The sequence below is a fragment of the Bowmanella yangjiangensis genome, assembly GCF_017255015.1.
Taxonomy (GTDB): Bacteria; Pseudomonadota; Gammaproteobacteria; order Enterobacterales; family Alteromonadaceae; genus Bowmanella; species Bowmanella yangjiangensis.
This window is the reverse complement of sequence record NZ_JAFKCS010000003.1, coordinates 23,094-38,003: the sequence shown is the minus strand read 5'-3', so window position 1 is coordinate 38,003 and position 14,910 is coordinate 23,094. Positions and strand designations below refer to the sequence as shown.

General features: G+C 48.9%; 14 protein-coding genes. 2 read left to right on the top strand and 12 right to left on the bottom strand.

Translation table 11 applies throughout. The annotated features are described in order from the left end of the window. The 3 genes from J0A65_RS27275 to lexA all read right to left on the bottom strand — a co-directional run. Positions 1-291: cbb3-type cytochrome c oxidase subunit I (locus J0A65_RS27275; RefSeq protein WP_232849749.1), on the bottom strand; the 291-nt coding region annotated here is incomplete at its 3' end. Positions 292-301: 10 nt separating this feature from the next. Continuing rightward, positions 302-1,408, bottom strand: a complete 1,107-nt coding sequence (gene coxB / locus J0A65_RS04590; protein ID WP_206593189.1) for a cytochrome c oxidase subunit II — start codon at positions 1,406-1,408, stop codon at positions 302-304. 464 nt (positions 1,409-1,872) lie between these two features. Next, positions 1,873-2,499, bottom strand: coding sequence for a transcriptional repressor LexA (gene lexA, locus J0A65_RS04585; RefSeq protein WP_206592958.1), 627 nt, complete (start codon positions 2,497-2,499; stop codon positions 1,873-1,875). Positions 2,500-2,674: 175 nt separating this feature from the next. On the opposite strand from lexA, the gene plsB reads away from it, so the two are divergent. Then, a complete protein-coding gene (gene plsB, locus J0A65_RS04580) occupies positions 2,675-5,125 on the top strand; it encodes a glycerol-3-phosphate 1-O-acyltransferase PlsB (RefSeq protein WP_206592957.1) in 2,451 nt (816 codons plus the stop codon). Here plsB and ubiA read toward each other — a convergent pair. After that, positions 5,114-5,929 carry a 4-hydroxybenzoate octaprenyltransferase gene (ubiA, locus tag J0A65_RS04575; protein WP_232849748.1) on the bottom strand — a complete coding sequence of 272 codons (816 nt, stop codon included), beginning with the start codon at positions 5,927-5,929 and terminating at the stop codon, positions 5,114-5,116. The two genes, plsB and ubiA, sit on opposite strands and share 12 nt — an antisense overlap. Positions 5,930-5,975: 46 nt before the next feature. Further along, the gene (locus J0A65_RS04570; protein WP_206592955.1) at positions 5,976-6,566 is read right to left on the bottom strand and encodes a chorismate--pyruvate lyase family protein; all 591 of its coding nucleotides are present in this window, start codon (positions 6,564-6,566) and stop codon (positions 5,976-5,978) included. Positions 6,567-6,739: 173 nt separating this feature from the next. On the opposite strand from J0A65_RS04570, the gene J0A65_RS04565 reads away from it, so the two are divergent. Then, positions 6,740-7,087 carry a flagellar basal body-associated protein FliL gene (locus J0A65_RS04565; protein ID WP_232848797.1) on the top strand — a complete coding sequence of 116 codons (348 nt, stop codon included), beginning with the start codon at positions 6,740-6,742 and terminating at the stop codon, positions 7,085-7,087. A 27-nt stretch (positions 7,088-7,114) separates the two neighbouring features. Here the strand turns inward: J0A65_RS04565 and glpG are convergent, their stop codons facing one another. The 7 genes from glpG to J0A65_RS04530 all read right to left on the bottom strand — a co-directional run bounded on the left by glpG (position 7,115) and on the right by J0A65_RS04530 (position 14,672). Beyond that, positions 7,115-7,948, bottom strand: coding sequence for a rhomboid family intramembrane serine protease GlpG (gene glpG, locus J0A65_RS04560; RefSeq protein ID WP_206592953.1), 834 nt, complete (start codon positions 7,946-7,948; stop codon positions 7,115-7,117). 4 nt (positions 7,949-7,952) lie between these two features. Continuing rightward, entirely contained in the window at positions 7,953-8,273 is a 321-nt protein-coding gene (glpE, locus tag J0A65_RS04555; protein WP_206592952.1) for a thiosulfate sulfurtransferase GlpE, read from the bottom strand. Between the two features lies 1 nt (position 8,274). After that, complete coding sequence (gene tdh / locus J0A65_RS04550) at positions 8,275-9,300, bottom strand: L-threonine 3-dehydrogenase (protein ID WP_206592951.1); 1,026 nt, start codon at positions 9,298-9,300, stop codon at positions 8,275-8,277. Next, positions 9,297-10,493 carry a glycine C-acetyltransferase gene (gene kbl, locus J0A65_RS04545; protein ID WP_206592950.1) on the bottom strand — a complete coding sequence of 399 codons (1,197 nt, stop codon included), beginning with the start codon at positions 10,491-10,493 and terminating at the stop codon, positions 9,297-9,299. The genes tdh and kbl overlap by 4 nt, the downstream gene beginning before the upstream one ends. A gap of 115 nt (positions 10,494-10,608) precedes the next feature. Beyond that, positions 10,609-13,047: a putative bifunctional diguanylate cyclase/phosphodiesterase gene (locus J0A65_RS04540; protein ID WP_206592949.1), complete on the bottom strand. Its 2,439-nt coding sequence runs from the start codon at positions 13,045-13,047 to the stop codon at positions 10,609-10,611. Between the two features lies 1 nt (position 13,048). After that, positions 13,049-14,239, bottom strand: a complete 1,191-nt coding sequence (locus J0A65_RS04535) for a TonB-dependent receptor (RefSeq protein ID WP_206592948.1) — start codon at positions 14,237-14,239, stop codon at positions 13,049-13,051. Further along, on the bottom strand, positions 14,232-14,672 hold the full coding sequence (locus J0A65_RS04530) for a hypothetical protein (protein ID WP_206592947.1): 441 nt from the start codon (positions 14,670-14,672) through the stop codon (positions 14,232-14,234). Before J0A65_RS04530 ends, J0A65_RS04535 begins: the two co-directional genes overlap by 8 nt. Positions 14,673-14,910: the final 238 nt, after the last annotated feature.

Here is a 14,910-nt window from a genome sequence, read left to right as displayed (position 1 = left end):
GTTAGCCAGACCGGTAAACGCTGGCATAACCGCACCAAAGACCATGATCAGGCCGTGCACTGTGGTCATCTGATTGAAGAAGTTGGGATCCACCAGCTGCAAACCGGGTTGGAATAGCTCGGCGCGGATCACCATCGCCATGGCGCCGCCAATCAGGAACATGATAAAGGCAAACCAAAGATATAATGTGCCTATGTCCTTGTGGTTTGTGGTGTACAGCCAGCGCTTAATACCGGATGGCTTATGGTCATGATGTTCGTCGTGATGCAGATGTTCTGCGGCAGTGCTCATCATAATTCTCCTATTTGCCTGTCAGGACAGCGTTGACGTCTTTGGCCTGCACGGTTTCGCCGGTGTTGTTACCCCACGCATTGCGTTCAAAGGTAATTACCGCTGCCAGTTCCTTAAGACTGAGTTGCTTGCCAAATGATTGCATAGCAGTTCCAGACACCCCATGCACAACTACATCTATGTGCTTAGCCACATCGCCGGTTGCGATAGGGCTACCTTTTAATCCAGGAAACACCCCCGGAAGACCTTCACCATTAGGCATATGGCATGCAGCGCAACTGCTTTGATAAACTTTGCCACCAAGATCCATCAACTCTGTCATGTCCATATTCATGGCCAAGAGTTTCTGCTCTTCCTCTTTGGCTTTACGCTGAATTGCTTCCTGCTCAGCGATCCAGGCGTCATACTCAGCAGGGGCTTTGGCGACAACCACGACCGGCATAAAACCGTGATCTTTACCGCACAGTTCCGCGCACTGACCACGATAGATGCCAGGTTGATTAACCCTGGTCCAGGCTTCGTTAATAAAACCGGGGTTGGCATCTTTTTTAACCGCAAAGTCAGGCACCCACCAAGAATGAATTACATCATCGGAGGTCACCAGAAAACGCACTTTTTTGTCGGTGGGTATTACCAACGGCTTATCCACCTCCAGGAGGTAGTTTTCACCTTTATTGAATTTGTTACGAATCTGCTCCGGCTGCGTAGCCAGCACAGAGTAATATTCAACATCGTTTTCCATATACTTGTAGTGCCATTTCCATTGTGACCCGGTAACCAACACAGTCACGTCGGCCTTGCTGGTATCCTCCATGGCAATCAGGGTATTCGCGGCAGGAACAGCAATGGCAATCAGAATCAGAAAAGGCGCCACAGTCCAGGCTACTTCCACCTTCACGCTTTCATGAAAGTTAGCTGGCTTAACCCCCCGGGATTTGCGATGAAAAACCAGTGCAATAAACATGGCACCGAACACCACAATGCCGATAACGACACAAATATAGAAAATGGTCATATGCAGGTCGTAGACCTGCGAACTGATATCGGTAACCCCTTTGCGCAGATTTAGCTGAGAGGGCTGCGCCATAGCGCCGGCACTCAGCAAGGTTGCAAGCATTGCGGTCAACAAACCTCTGGCCACGTGACGTCTCCTCTGTCAAAGCGTAAAAATTCCGCCAGCAAACTGTCGGAACAAAAAGGTGTCGGTTGATATAAAATGACACCTTGTTGTTATTTTTTTGTTAAAGGCAGTACAAGAATTACCCAACTGGTTACTTCCCGTCCAGTGATTTCTGACTAATTAACGGTCAAGCGGTTATTTTTTAAACAAAGGTGGCAGCTTCAGGGGGAAAAGCTAACTCGTTAATTTCTGGAAATTTTTATAAGATGAGGCGGTATTAGTGGCTTGTCTGCCTGCCAATAGGCGTTTAGCAGGAAGGAATGGTAAATAATTAAATAAATCTACAAAAGTAACTGAACCACTTTTGGATATCGCAGCGCTCTGACCTCCGGTTTCGCGGCGTCTTTGGATATAAAAAACCCGGCGATTGCCGGGTTGTGAGGAAGTCGGTGTTTTTTGACTTACATCCAGTCACTGTTGCGAATCACACCCACAGCAATTCCTTCGATAGAAAAAGGCTGAGTGGCCAAATCAACTTTAATAGGGGCGAATTCTTCATTTTCTGCGTGCAACAGTATTTCACTGCGACCTCGTCGCTCAATACGTTTAACCGTTACCTCGTCATCAACCCTGGCCACCACAACCTGACCATTATGTACATCCAAGGTTCGGTGTACGGCTAATAAATCACCATCCATAATGCCGATATCCTTCATGCTCATGCCGTTAACCCTGAGTAGAAAATCCGCCTTAGGTTTAAACAGATCAGGATCCACCTTGTAGTGAGTTTCCACATGCTGCTGCGCCAGTATAGGCTCGCCAGCGGCAACCCGCCCAATTAACGGCAGCCCTTCATCCAGCTCCTGAGCATCCAATGGAATATTCAGCTTTATGCCTCGGGATGTGCCTGGCAGGATGTCTATAACCCCTTTACGCGACAAGGCTTTAAGATGTTCTTCAGCCGCATTGGCTGAACGAAACCCCAGCTGTTTGGCAATTTCCGCCCGGGTGGGTGGCATGCCAGTGTGAGCCATGGTGTCTTTTATCAGTTGCAGAACTTCTTCCTGCCTGGGAGTTAATGGACGCATAAGCCTGTTTTTCCATACAGTTTTACTGTCAGTATATCCAGTTACACAAGGATAGCAACTCCCATGAGCCTTTTGCCCATGTGAACGCAAGATTGTCACCAACAGCGCCCGGGAAAAGGACAATCAGGCACGAAAATGCTATGCTTCGCGCACTTTTAGCTGAGGATCCGTCACGATGTTCTGGTTGCACAAGTTGCTGCTGAGCCTGTTTAAATACCCAACCCGCTTACTGGTCAAAACCAAAAGCATTCCAGCTGATATTCATCAAGAGCTGGGTATCAATCGGGATAAGCCCATCATTTATCTGCTGCATACGCACTCCGCCACCGACTTGATTGCACTGCAAAAAGCCACCGAACAAAGCGGACTTCCAGATCCTCTGCAGCCAGTATTCCTGGATGGCAAGCCCTTCCCTGCGCACCTTTGTCTGGAAGAGCCACAAGGGTTAATTAGCCGTAAGATACAGAGTATTAAAATCGCCCAGCACTTTGTTGACATACTAAAAATGCAGCGGGATAACCCCGAGCTGGATGTACAAATTGTGCCAGCTTCTATTTTCTGGGGTCGTGCTCCGGAAAAATCCAAGCCAGGCTGGGCTGACTTGTTAGCAGATAGAGCCTCCCCAAGCTGGTTGCGTAAATTGTTCATTGTGTTATTTCTCGGCCGTGACAACTTTGTGTATTTCAGTCGAGCGGTATCGTCCCAACGAATGGCTCAGGAGAAAGGCACCGACGAAATTATCGCGCATAAGCTGACTCGCGTTGCCCGCACTCACTTCCATCGCCGAATTCAATCCATGACGGGGCCTCAAAGCATAGATCGACAGCAATTGAACTATGCGATTCTGGGTGCCAGTGCCGTTAAAGAAGCCATCGCTGAAGAACAACAAAGTAAGAAGATCAGTGCCGAGCAAGCCAAACAGCAAGCCGAAAAGTATCTGAAAGAAATTGCCGCTGACTACCGTGAGGGTACCATCCGTCTGGGCGATCGCCTGCTCACCCGAGTCTGGAACAAAATTTATAACGGTATCGAAGTACATAACGCGGCACGTATCCGCGAGTTGGCGCAAAACGGCCACGAAATTATCTATGTGCCCTGTCACCGCAGCCATATGGACTACCTGCTGCTTACCTATGTTATCTACCATGAGGGTCTTGCCACACCGCACATTGCAGCTGGCATCAATCTGAACTTCTGGCCGGTTGGGGGGATATTCCGTCGTGCGGGCGCCTTCTTCCTGCGCCGCAGTTTTGCCGGAAACAAGCTCTACACCGCGGTCTTTCGTGAATATCTTGAGTTCTTGTTTAACCGGGGTGTTCCGGTCAAGTATTACCCGGAAGGCGGGCGCAGTCGCACCGGCCGTTTGCTGACACCCAAAACCGGCATGCTGGCCATGACTCTGCAAGCCCTGCTCAAAGGCGTTAAACGCCCAGTGAGTCTGGTACCTGTCTATCTTGGCTATGAGAATGTTATGGAGCTGGGTAGCTACCTGAGCGAGCTGAAAGGCAGCAACAAGCAGAAAGAATCTTTTGGTCAGGTATTTACAGCCATCAAGAAGCTAAAAAACTATGGACATGGTTTCCTCAGTTTTGGTGAACCTATCCAACTGAACAATTATCTGGACAAACGTGTACCGGATTGGCGTCAGGATGCACAATCAGATCCAGAGCGAAAACCCAGCTGGCTAACCCCCACAGTTAACCATTTGGCCAACCAAGTAATGTGTCGCATCAACCAGGCCGCTGCCTTAAACGGCATGGCCCTATGCTCTATGACTTTGCTGGCTGCCGATAATCATGCCATGGCAGAAAAGGATCTTATTGATAGTCTGGAGCTGTTACTCAGCATGCTGAGAAAAGCCCCCTACAGCTCACTGAGTAATATTCCGGAGTTAAGTGGCAGCCAGCTGTTAGCACAAACGCTGGCATTGAAGAAATTTACGGTTCAGGAAGATACCTTTGGTAAGGTGATTTCGCTGGATAGCTACCGCGCAATTACCCAAACCTACTACCGTAACAATATTCTCCACTTATTTGCCCTGCCCGGCCTGATTGCAGCCACAATACTCTCGGAACATTCCACAACAGCGGCTCGTCTGGAGGCCTATATCAAGGCTATTTATCCCATGCTGAAACGCGAGCTGTTTATGCACATGTCTCAGGACGAAGCATTAGCCTATTCTCGCCAGCTTTTGAGTCAGATGGTATCAGTAGGGTTAGTCGTCGAGCTGGATGGCAACTATATGCAACCAGCCCGTACCAGCGCAGCTTATGTGACATTGAACATCCTCAATCATACGCTACAGCAAACACTGCAACGCTATGCCATAGTGCTGACCCTGCTTGAAAAAGAGCAGTCTATCGCGCGTGCCAACCTGGAAAAGCAAAGCCGGGATCTGGCCGAGCACCTGAGTGCAGTCAATGGAATCCATGCGCCTGAGTTTTACGACAAAGGTGTATTTGCCAGTTTCGTCAACGCGTTGAAAGATAATGGCTTGGTCAAAGCCAGTGAAGAAGGTGGCCTGCAACATACTGCGCAAAGTGCTGCGCTCAAAGAGCTGGTGTTGTCACTGGTCAGTTCAGGCATAGTGCAAACCCTACACCAGTTGCACCATTTAGAAACTTAAATCCAGAATCAATCCCAGGGTCAGCGCCATCCCCACATAGTGATTGTTCAAAAAGGCACGAAAACACGCATCTCGCTCACGTCCGGCTATCAACCATTGTTGGTAGCCGGACAACAGCAGCGCGACTACCCACCCAGCAAAGTACCAAATACCAAGTGACAGGTAATCACCAAGCCAGGCAAGAATAGCCAGTGTAGCCAACTGCAATAAGCCGATAATCAGCTTGTCATGGCGCCCGAACAAAATGGCGGTCGACTTTACCCCAATTCGCACGTCATCATCCCGATCCACCATGGCGTACATGGTATCGTATGCCACCGTCCACAGCAGGTTGGCCACAAACAGCCACCAGCACCACCAAGGTAGGGTTTCAAGACTGGCCATAAAGGCCATGGGGATAGCCCAGCTAAATGCGGCCCCCAGAACAAATTGCGGCAGATTAGTGTAACGCTTCATAAAGGGATAGCTGGCAGCCAATGCCAACGCCGCAAACGACAGTAGGATAGTCTGCCAGTTCAATAGTAAAACCAGCAAAAATGACATCGAAACTAGCAGGGCAAAAAAGCCCAAAGCCTCTTTCTCACTGAGTTGACCACTGACCAGGGGGCGTTGTGCGGTGCGCTTGACTTCACCATCAACATGACGGTCAGCATAGTCATTAATGACACATCCTGCCGAGCGCATTAAAAACACGCCCAGGCTAAAAATAATCAACAAAGACCAATCGGGTGTGCCCTGCACCGACATCCAAAGTGCCCACCAAGTGGGCCACAACAACAAATAGGTACCGATGGGTTTATCCATGCGGGCTAGCCTCGCATAGGCGCCTAATTTGTCCCGACTCAGCACCCTAGCCTCCAAACTGTTTATAGGCCGGACTGCCCGGCAGGAAAATTTCCGCCACCATCATATGCCAGTGGCGATAGCGAAAGCGTGAGCGTCGCCCCCATAGGTCATGGCGACTGTCTAGTTGCAACATTTGAAGCAAATTATGTCCAACCGGAATGCGCGTTATTTCAAAAGGTTCTCGCACACAATCACTTCTGTTGAACAGGACTTTGCCCAATGATTGCTCCCCCAAGTGCGCTAACTCTTGCATCCCCTCCAGAACCAAAGAAACGGGCAGCAGCGAGCGCGCAAATACCCAAGGCTGATCTTCAGCACAGAGCAACACTTCTCTGACTTCACAAGGTACGCCCTGCATCTGACACTTCTCATTGGCCAGCAATGGAGCCACGGCCTGACCAAGTAGTTGTACCCTGAACTGTCTGCAATGACTTTGTAAACGCTCCGTCAGCGAACTGGTGTCCAATAACCAATTTTTCAAATGAAAATCAGGTATAGACAAGGTGTCCGGCTGTTCCCAGCGCGTATCCAGTGTAAAAGGAAAATGGGTGGATAAATTCAAGATACGTTGCAGATAAGACGATAAAGAAACCATGATACCTGTGCACTTAGACAGCGGCAAATCTGCCGGTCTCAGAAAATACCTGTATCAGGCTGTCGATTAGCAAGATTTTACTGATAAAATACAAACAACTAGAGACTCGCTGGAAGCAACTACTTATGTTCAAAAGATGTTATGCATTGCTGATTATTGTGCCGCTTTTGATAATGGCACCGAAGTCTCATGCTGCTTACGCCTATTTCGGCTTAGAGCCGGATATCGTCACCAACTACGTGAGCAATAGCAGCCGCAATCTAGGCTATGTACGGGTAACCGTCGAATTAATGTTGGAAGACGCGTCATTTCTTGAAGCCGCCGAGCATCACGCCCCTCTGTTAAGGGCCACCACTATCGATATTTTTGGTCGGCAGCCAGAAGAAAAGGTGAAGTCGCTGACCGGTAGGGAAGAAATTCGCCGGGACTGCCTGCAAAAACTACGTCAGCTAATGAAACAGGAAACTGGCTCAGAAATGATCAAGGACGTTATATTTACTAAATACCTTTATCAGGGTTAAGTGAATACGCAGGCTTGCTCGGCAAGCCTAGCGTCTGATTTTTGAATAACCCAAAGCCAGTAGGCAACCACTTACCAACCCAACAGTATGCGCCGTATTGGCAACACTTACCCACAGCAAGTCGGCATAGCCCAGCGCCAGCCAGAACAAGATAAATCCCACTAAGGGTTTGGACAAACTCAGCCCCCACTGAGGGCGCAGCCAGCCACACCACCAAACAAAGCCCATAACACCGTAGACTACCCCGGACAAGCCACCAAAACTTGGGCCGGTGTGCAGAAATTGTGCGTAATTAGATAACAACGCCGTGACCACAAAAATCAGCAGCAGATTCACACTGCCGAATTTGCTCTCAATCTGACTACCCAGCATGGCCCACCACAGCAGGTTAAACACAATATGCATGGTGGAGAAATGCAAAAACGCCGGTCCAAGTAACCGCCACCACTGATGGTTTTCACTTAGCAACGCAGGGGATTGAAAGGACAGCCAGTATTGTATTGGCCCAAACCAGCCCATCAAGCTGCCCAGATAGACAAGCAAGCACGCCACCAATACCAGTATGGTTACCGGACTTTTCAACAGCATCTGCAATTGCGGTGACATTTGCCGCGCCACTGGCTGCAACTGCACGGCCTCGCCCTGCTGCCAGGCGGCCAGCTGGTATTTGGCCTGACGCGGGTCACGAATAAAGTCCTGGGTGATGAGCCTGGCCGCCTCCCATTGACTCTCATCAACTAACACCAAGCTATGCGGATGCTCTTCGCCGGTATGACGGTAATGCACCGCAATCCCCTGCTGATTGAGGTAGTTCGCCAGCAACTGAGCTGGCGCTTCCTTACTGAAGGCGATCAGTTGCAAGCGGCTACCCTTGGCTCACATAAGGGTAAGCACGGCGCCACCCTTCAAAACCACCATCCAGGCTGTACACCTGCTGATAGCCTTGCTGTACCAGAAATTGAGCTGCCTGTTGGCTACTAATGCCATGGTAGCAACAAACAATCACTGGTCGCGCCTTGTCTGTCGCCGCCATAAACTGGCTAAGCGACTCATTTGACAAGTGTGTGGCGCCTTCAATATGCGCAGCCTGAAAAGAATTAGCATCGCGAATGTCGACCAGTATTGCCTTGTCGTCGCTCAGCATTTGCTGTGCGGTTTCGGCCTGGATATGGGCAAAGTTTTGCATCTTATGACCAACTCAAAACAACTTTACCAGACTGGCCGGACGCCATTGCGTCGAAGCCTTGCTGGAAATCATCAATGTTAAACCTATGGGTAATAATAGGCGTAAGATCCAAGCCACTTTGGATCAAACTGGCCATCTTATACCAGGTTTCAAACATCTCGCGGCCATAGATACCTTTGATGATAAGCCCTTTGAAAATGACTTGGTTCCAGTCAATAGCGGTCTCTCCCGAGGGAATACCCAGCATAGCAATCTTGCCGCCATGGTTCATCTTGGCCAGCATATCTCTGAATGCCGCGGGTACGCCGGACATCTCCAGGCCAACATCGAAACCTTCGGTCATGCCCAGCTCTTTCATCACATCGGCCAGATTTTCCTTACCGACATTCACAGCCCGGGTTGCCCCCATCTTACGCGCCAGTTCCAAGCGATAGTCATTGAGGTCGGTAATCACTACATGGCGGGCACCAACATGACGTGCCACGGCCGCAGCCATAATGCCAATAGGACCAGCACCGGTGATCAGCACATCCTCACCAACCAAATCAAAGGACAGCGCGGTATGCACGGCGTTACCAAAGGGGTCGAAAATGGACGCCAATTCATCGGAAATGTTGTCCGGAATCTTGAACGCGTTGAAAGCCGGGATCACCAAATACTCGGCAAAGGCGCCAGGGCGGTTCACACCCACTCCCGTGGTATTGCGGCATAAGTGACGACGACCAGCACGGCAGTTACGGCAATATCCGCAGGTTATATGTCCTTCACCAGACACTCGGTCACCCACTTTAAAGCCGGCAACTTCCTGCCCCATGTCAACTACTTCACCAACATATTCATGGCCAACTACCATAGGCACAGGAATAGTTTTCTGAGACCACTCGTCCCAGTGGTAAATATGCATATCAGTACCACAGATGGCGGTTTTGCGGATTTTAATCAGCAAATCATTGTGGCCCATCTCGGGCTTATCTGTATCGGTCAGCCAAATACCAGGTTTGGCATGCAGCTTTGACAGGGATTTCATGCAATCACTCCTAACTCTTTGCCCACTGCAATAAAGGCGTCAATAGCATGGTCCAGTTGCTCACGACTGTGCGCAGCGGACATCTGGGTACGAATTCTGGCTTGTCCTTGTGGCACTACCGGGAAGGAGAAACCCACCACATACACACCTTTTTCAAGCATTTTTTCTGCCATCTGGGCAGCCAGTTTGGCATCTCCCAGCATGACCGGAATAATGGCGTGGTCCGCTCCCGCCAGGGTAAAACCAGCGGCGCTCATGCGCTGGCGGAAATACCGGCTGTTTTCACGCAAACGCTCACGCAACGCCCCCCCTTGCGCCAGCAACTCCAGAACTTTGATAGAAGCAGAGACAATGGCCGGCGCCAGAGAGTTAGAAAACAGGTAGGGACGTGAACGTTGGCGCAACCATTCAATCACCTCCTTTTTAGCAGCGGTATAACCACCAGAGGCACCGCCCAGCGCTTTGCCTAAAGTACCAGTGATAATATCCACGCGCCCCATTACATCACAGTATTCGTGGCTACCACGGCCCTGCTCTCCCACAAAGCCGACTGCGTGAGAGTCATCCACCATCACCAGTGCATCATATTTGTCTGCCAGGTCGCAAACGGCCTTAAGGTTCGCGATCACACCATCCATTGAGAATACACCGTCGGTAGCGATCAGCTTAAATCTGGCACCATCTGTCTGAGCCTGCTGTAACTGCTTCTCAAGCTCAGCCATATCGTTGTTGGCATAGCGATAACGTTTAGCCTTACACAAGCGCACACCATCGATAATGCTGGCATGGTTCAAAGCGTCGGAAATAATTGCATCTTCCGCGCCCAACAAAGTTTCAAACAAACCGGCATTTGCGTCAAAGCACGAGGAGTAAAGGATGGTATCTTCCATTCCCAGGAACTGGCTGATGCTTTGCTCAAGCTGTTTATGAATATCCTGCGTACCGCAGATGAAACGTACCGATGCCATGCCAAAGCCGTGACTGTCCAGGCCTTGCTTAGCCGCCTCAATCAAATCGGGGTGATTCGCTAATCCGAGATAATTATTGGCACAGAAGTTTAGCACCTGCTCACCGCTGTTAATGCGGATGTCAGCTTGCTGCTGGGATGTAATAACTCGTTCGCCTTTGTATAGGCCCTGCTCTCGCACATCATCCAGTTGCTGTTGCAAGTGTGCAATAAAACCACTATTCATTCTTTTTGCTCCGTCAGAACATTTCGTGCCAAAGCACTATTGTAAAAGACTCGAGCAGGGCAGGTACATAGGTGGAATTGAATTGTGCGGTCAGACCATTAACGTGACAACGTTGTCATAAGTAACCTAAGCCCTTCCAGATACCATCCTGCACTTTGCTTGACAATATTTGGAACAAATCCGATTCCATAATGGGGCGAGAAATGTGATAGCCCTGACCAATTTCACAGTCGAGTTCATTCAAACATCTCAACTGTTCTTTGTTTTCCACCCCTTCGGCTACTACCCGCATTCCCAAGTTGTGAACCATGGCAATAGTGGAGGAAACAATTTGATAATCGGCATGATTATCCAACATGCCAGCAACAAAACTGCGGTCAATCTTGATCACCTCAACCGGCATTTTTTTCAGGTAACTCAAAGACGAATAACCGGTACCGAAGTCATCGATAGAAAAACTAAAACCCAATTCACGCAAGCTGTGCATTAAACGCAGACAATGATCAATGTCCATCACCAAGGTACGTTCGGTCAGCTCGAACTCAATCCACTGAGCGTAAGGTCCAAACTCCTCCAGAAGTTCACTTAGATAGGGAGCAAGCCGGGAATCAAGCATTTGCTCTGCGGACAGGTTGACAGCAATTTTGCAATCCACCAAACCAATTTCCCGCAGCCTTTGCAAGATCTCAAAAGCCCGACGTATGCCCCAGTAGCCAATTCGCAACATACTCTCGGTATGTTCCAGTAATGGGATAAATTCATCTGGTGGCACAAAGCCTTTCTTTGGATGAATCCAACGCAGCAACGCCTCAAACCCCACCAGCCGCCCGCTCAGAATCTCTATCTGAGGTTGCAAGGCAAAGCTGAATTCGTCGTAGTTGAGGGCATCGCGCACCTCTTCTTCCAATTGGGTGCGACGAGTCAGTGCCCGGTACATTTGTTCATTGTACAAGCAAGGGCGGTTGCCCCCCTGGTCTTTGGCATGGTACATGGCCATATCAGCCTGACGAATAAGCTCCTCAGGGACCGCATCCGGCTCGTGCGCTACGGCAATACCAATACTGACAGATACATGGAAACTTAAATTTCTCACTAATACCGGATGACAAAATCGTCGCTGTATTGCTTCAGCCATTTTCAAGATCTGTCGCTCATCTTGCCTTGGCGCCAAAACCAGAATGAACTCATCGCCGCCAAAGCGACATAAAAAATCTCCCGGCTCCAAACACCGGGTAAGCTCCTGTGCAACACAAATCAGAAAATCATCGCCCAGCGAATGACCATGGCTGTCATTGATCTTGCGGAAATTATCAAAATCGAGGAACAAAACCGACAGAATACCGCTCTGTTCAGCCAGCTTAGGCAGAGCTTCCGTAAGATAAAATGTCAGTTTGTTGCGACTCGGCAAACCCGTCAGTTTGTCGTACATCGCAATATTTTCTAATTCTGTGGTGTAAGATTCGACTTGCATGTCGAGACGTTCAAGCTCTGCGCTAAGGGACAACGCCGACTCCTGCAACACTTCCAATTCATCACTTATTATCCTGGGTTGACGACTCTGTGTTGCATGAAACTCGCGATAACGCTTTTGTGCTAGCAAGGGTAAGCTGCCTGCTAACGACACCAAACGACGACGGAAGCTACGCGTCAGCGCAAAAAATAATCCCAGTAACAATACAAACACCAGTGCAGCAATCCATAGCGCCCGTTGCTGATAAGCTTTATGCGCCCGACTAAACTCGGTGATATCGTGCATCAACAGTAAGTAAGCGTCTTGCTGCTCCTCTTGCAAAGGCAGCAAGTTGAGCAATAGCATGCTGTCTTCCAGAGTCAGCCTGACACCGTTGCTGAGCATGTCATCCAACGGCAGAGTCTCTGGCACCTGACTAAGAATATACTGCAGCTTGGTTCTTTTACTTGAAGCCAGAGGTTCCTGTAACTGCAGATTCCTAAATACTTTTTCTGTACTTCCACTGTCTTTTAGCAAGGCTAAGTCTGCACCTGTAGCCTGGTTCAGGTAGGCAAGGGTCTCCAATAGCGACCCACTGGATGAAAGCACTGCCCAGGCTTGCTGATCTAATAATATGGGGACGCTGACATACAGCTCACATTGACGATCACAACGAATATTGGCAACAGACATTTGTGTATCAGCAACTTTCTGCCGGTCACGAAGAATATGCCCGGGTACTTTAGGGGTGGTGCTATATAACAGCTGCCCGCTTTGTCTGAACAACCACAAATCGCCCACCTGCCAGTTCATCTGCAAATGTTCGATTTCCTCTTCAACTAATTTAGCAACCTGCTCTTTACTGTGCCCATCAAGACTACGAAACCTCACCAGTGACTCGAGGCGAGTCTCCATCCGGTTTAGTAACATGTCCGTGATTAGCTGATATTGCTGTCCATCCTTGTTCAGCAAATACTCTTGCTGTTTAGCAAAATCCTCATCTAATTTTTCTAACCAGCTATAGGTAAGTAATGTACTACCCAATACCAATCCAATAGCCAACAAGCCGAGTATTTTCCATGGCAGACTAATAAAAAGCCGCATATCAGAACCAATACATCAATTGTACGGCCCACAAGTTCCAATACTCTCTGTCGTTAATTTGGGTGTCGGGCAAAACGGCAGGGGATAAACGCCCAGTTCCCTTAAAGCGATGCACCTCCGCCTGTACCGACCAGTTGTCAGCCAAACGATAGGTAACACCGAGAGTTAAAGTGTCGGAATAACCAAAATAATGTGGAATCAGGCCACCACTTTGCTCCTCCAGCCACTCGCCACTTCTGTCGTTTTTATTCAGGTCAAACAAATCGAGCCTGGCCAGAAAAGTTAAATCGCTGTTAGCAAACCAGCGTCCCTGAAAATATACCCCCTGAGAATGAAGCTCCTGATAGTAGCCAGGAAATAGCATGTTCTGGTAAATCACATTTTCATGAATAGCCTCGGCAGAAAGATCCCAGAACTCGGCACTGTATTTGTAGTTAAAGATAACCCGGCGAGTATTAGCCCGACCATCAACAAACGCGTCTTGTTCGCTACTCAAATATTTGAAGTCAGAATTAACAAAGGCTACACCAAACTGACTGAATGAATCACGAGGTTGAAAATAAAAGCTCATTTGATGGTCAAAAATCTGCTCCAGCCTTCCTCCGGCCATATCTCCGAGCAAGGTTGTGGTCAGATCCCGCTCAATGGGGGTATCACCATAGCTCCAATTGAATTCCCAACTACCAAAGGTGCCATCGCCTTGCGCCAATAAAGCAGCACCATCATTGCCTTTAGCAAAGTCTCGGAACGCATCGTAATAAAGTGACTGTGGCAGTATGATTGAAGGTCGGGTATGAGGGATGTCCCGAGTGGAGGAATATAACCAATGATAGTTTTTAAACCTCCCCAAATTGAGATTAACCTGCCAGGTTTCTGCGCTATATAAGTTCCAATCCAGAAAAAGATAGTCCAGTCTCACACCTTCTGGATAGCGATTTCCACCATTGAGATACACCGCTTGAGAAGCCAGGCGCAAGGTAGGTGAGATTTGATATGAGAGGTTAACCCCAACTTCGGTAAGCTTAAAGGATACGTCACCTGAATCATTGACGAAGTTACTGTCGCTCGCCTGCATCATGCCTTGTGATAAAAAACCATGCCAGGCAATGTCATTGTCCGCCCAAACAGTTGACGCCAGCGTTAATCCCAGCCACAAGCTAACAACGTTCCCTATGCCCTTGCGTTTATTCATCATCGCCTTCCTCGCTAATGGCTAGTTTAATGACCCCAACTCCGGAGGTATTCTCTGTCACTGATATGTAGCCAATTGCTCCGGGGGTTTGCGCCACCAATTGCAACATCTGCTGTTCATCATAGACTTCCACGGGCCTTTCACTGAGTCCCGAATACACTAATTTGTTCCAGAGACGTTCCAACTGATAAGGGAACATATTCAACTGCGATTTGCTGAAATGCTGATGAAGGGCGTTCTGGTTGGGTAAGACAAAAACTTTGATCAGTAAGCCATTTGGCCACTGTCGTTGACGCATAGTAAAAATTCGCCGCAACTGGGCTTGAGACAGGCTCTCGACCTGAGCATCTGCATTAACAATGATTTGCGCATCACTCGCCATAGCTTGGGCTGGCCATAGCAACATCAGCAGAAGTCCAACAATAACTCTCACGAAAAAAATATTCCTCACGTCCCTGCCCTATGTCAGCACTTCTGCAACGTCAGTTACCACACAAGCATAGCCTAACTATGCCAATTCAAAAGTATTTATTATCGAAAATCAAACTCTTACTCGATTTTTTACGATAAAATGGCTCGCTGACAGACACCGACTATAGGTCTCTATCGGTTGCGCTGACTTCACCCTATTCTGAATACAACGAATGTGCCGCTGATTGAAAGCATTGCGC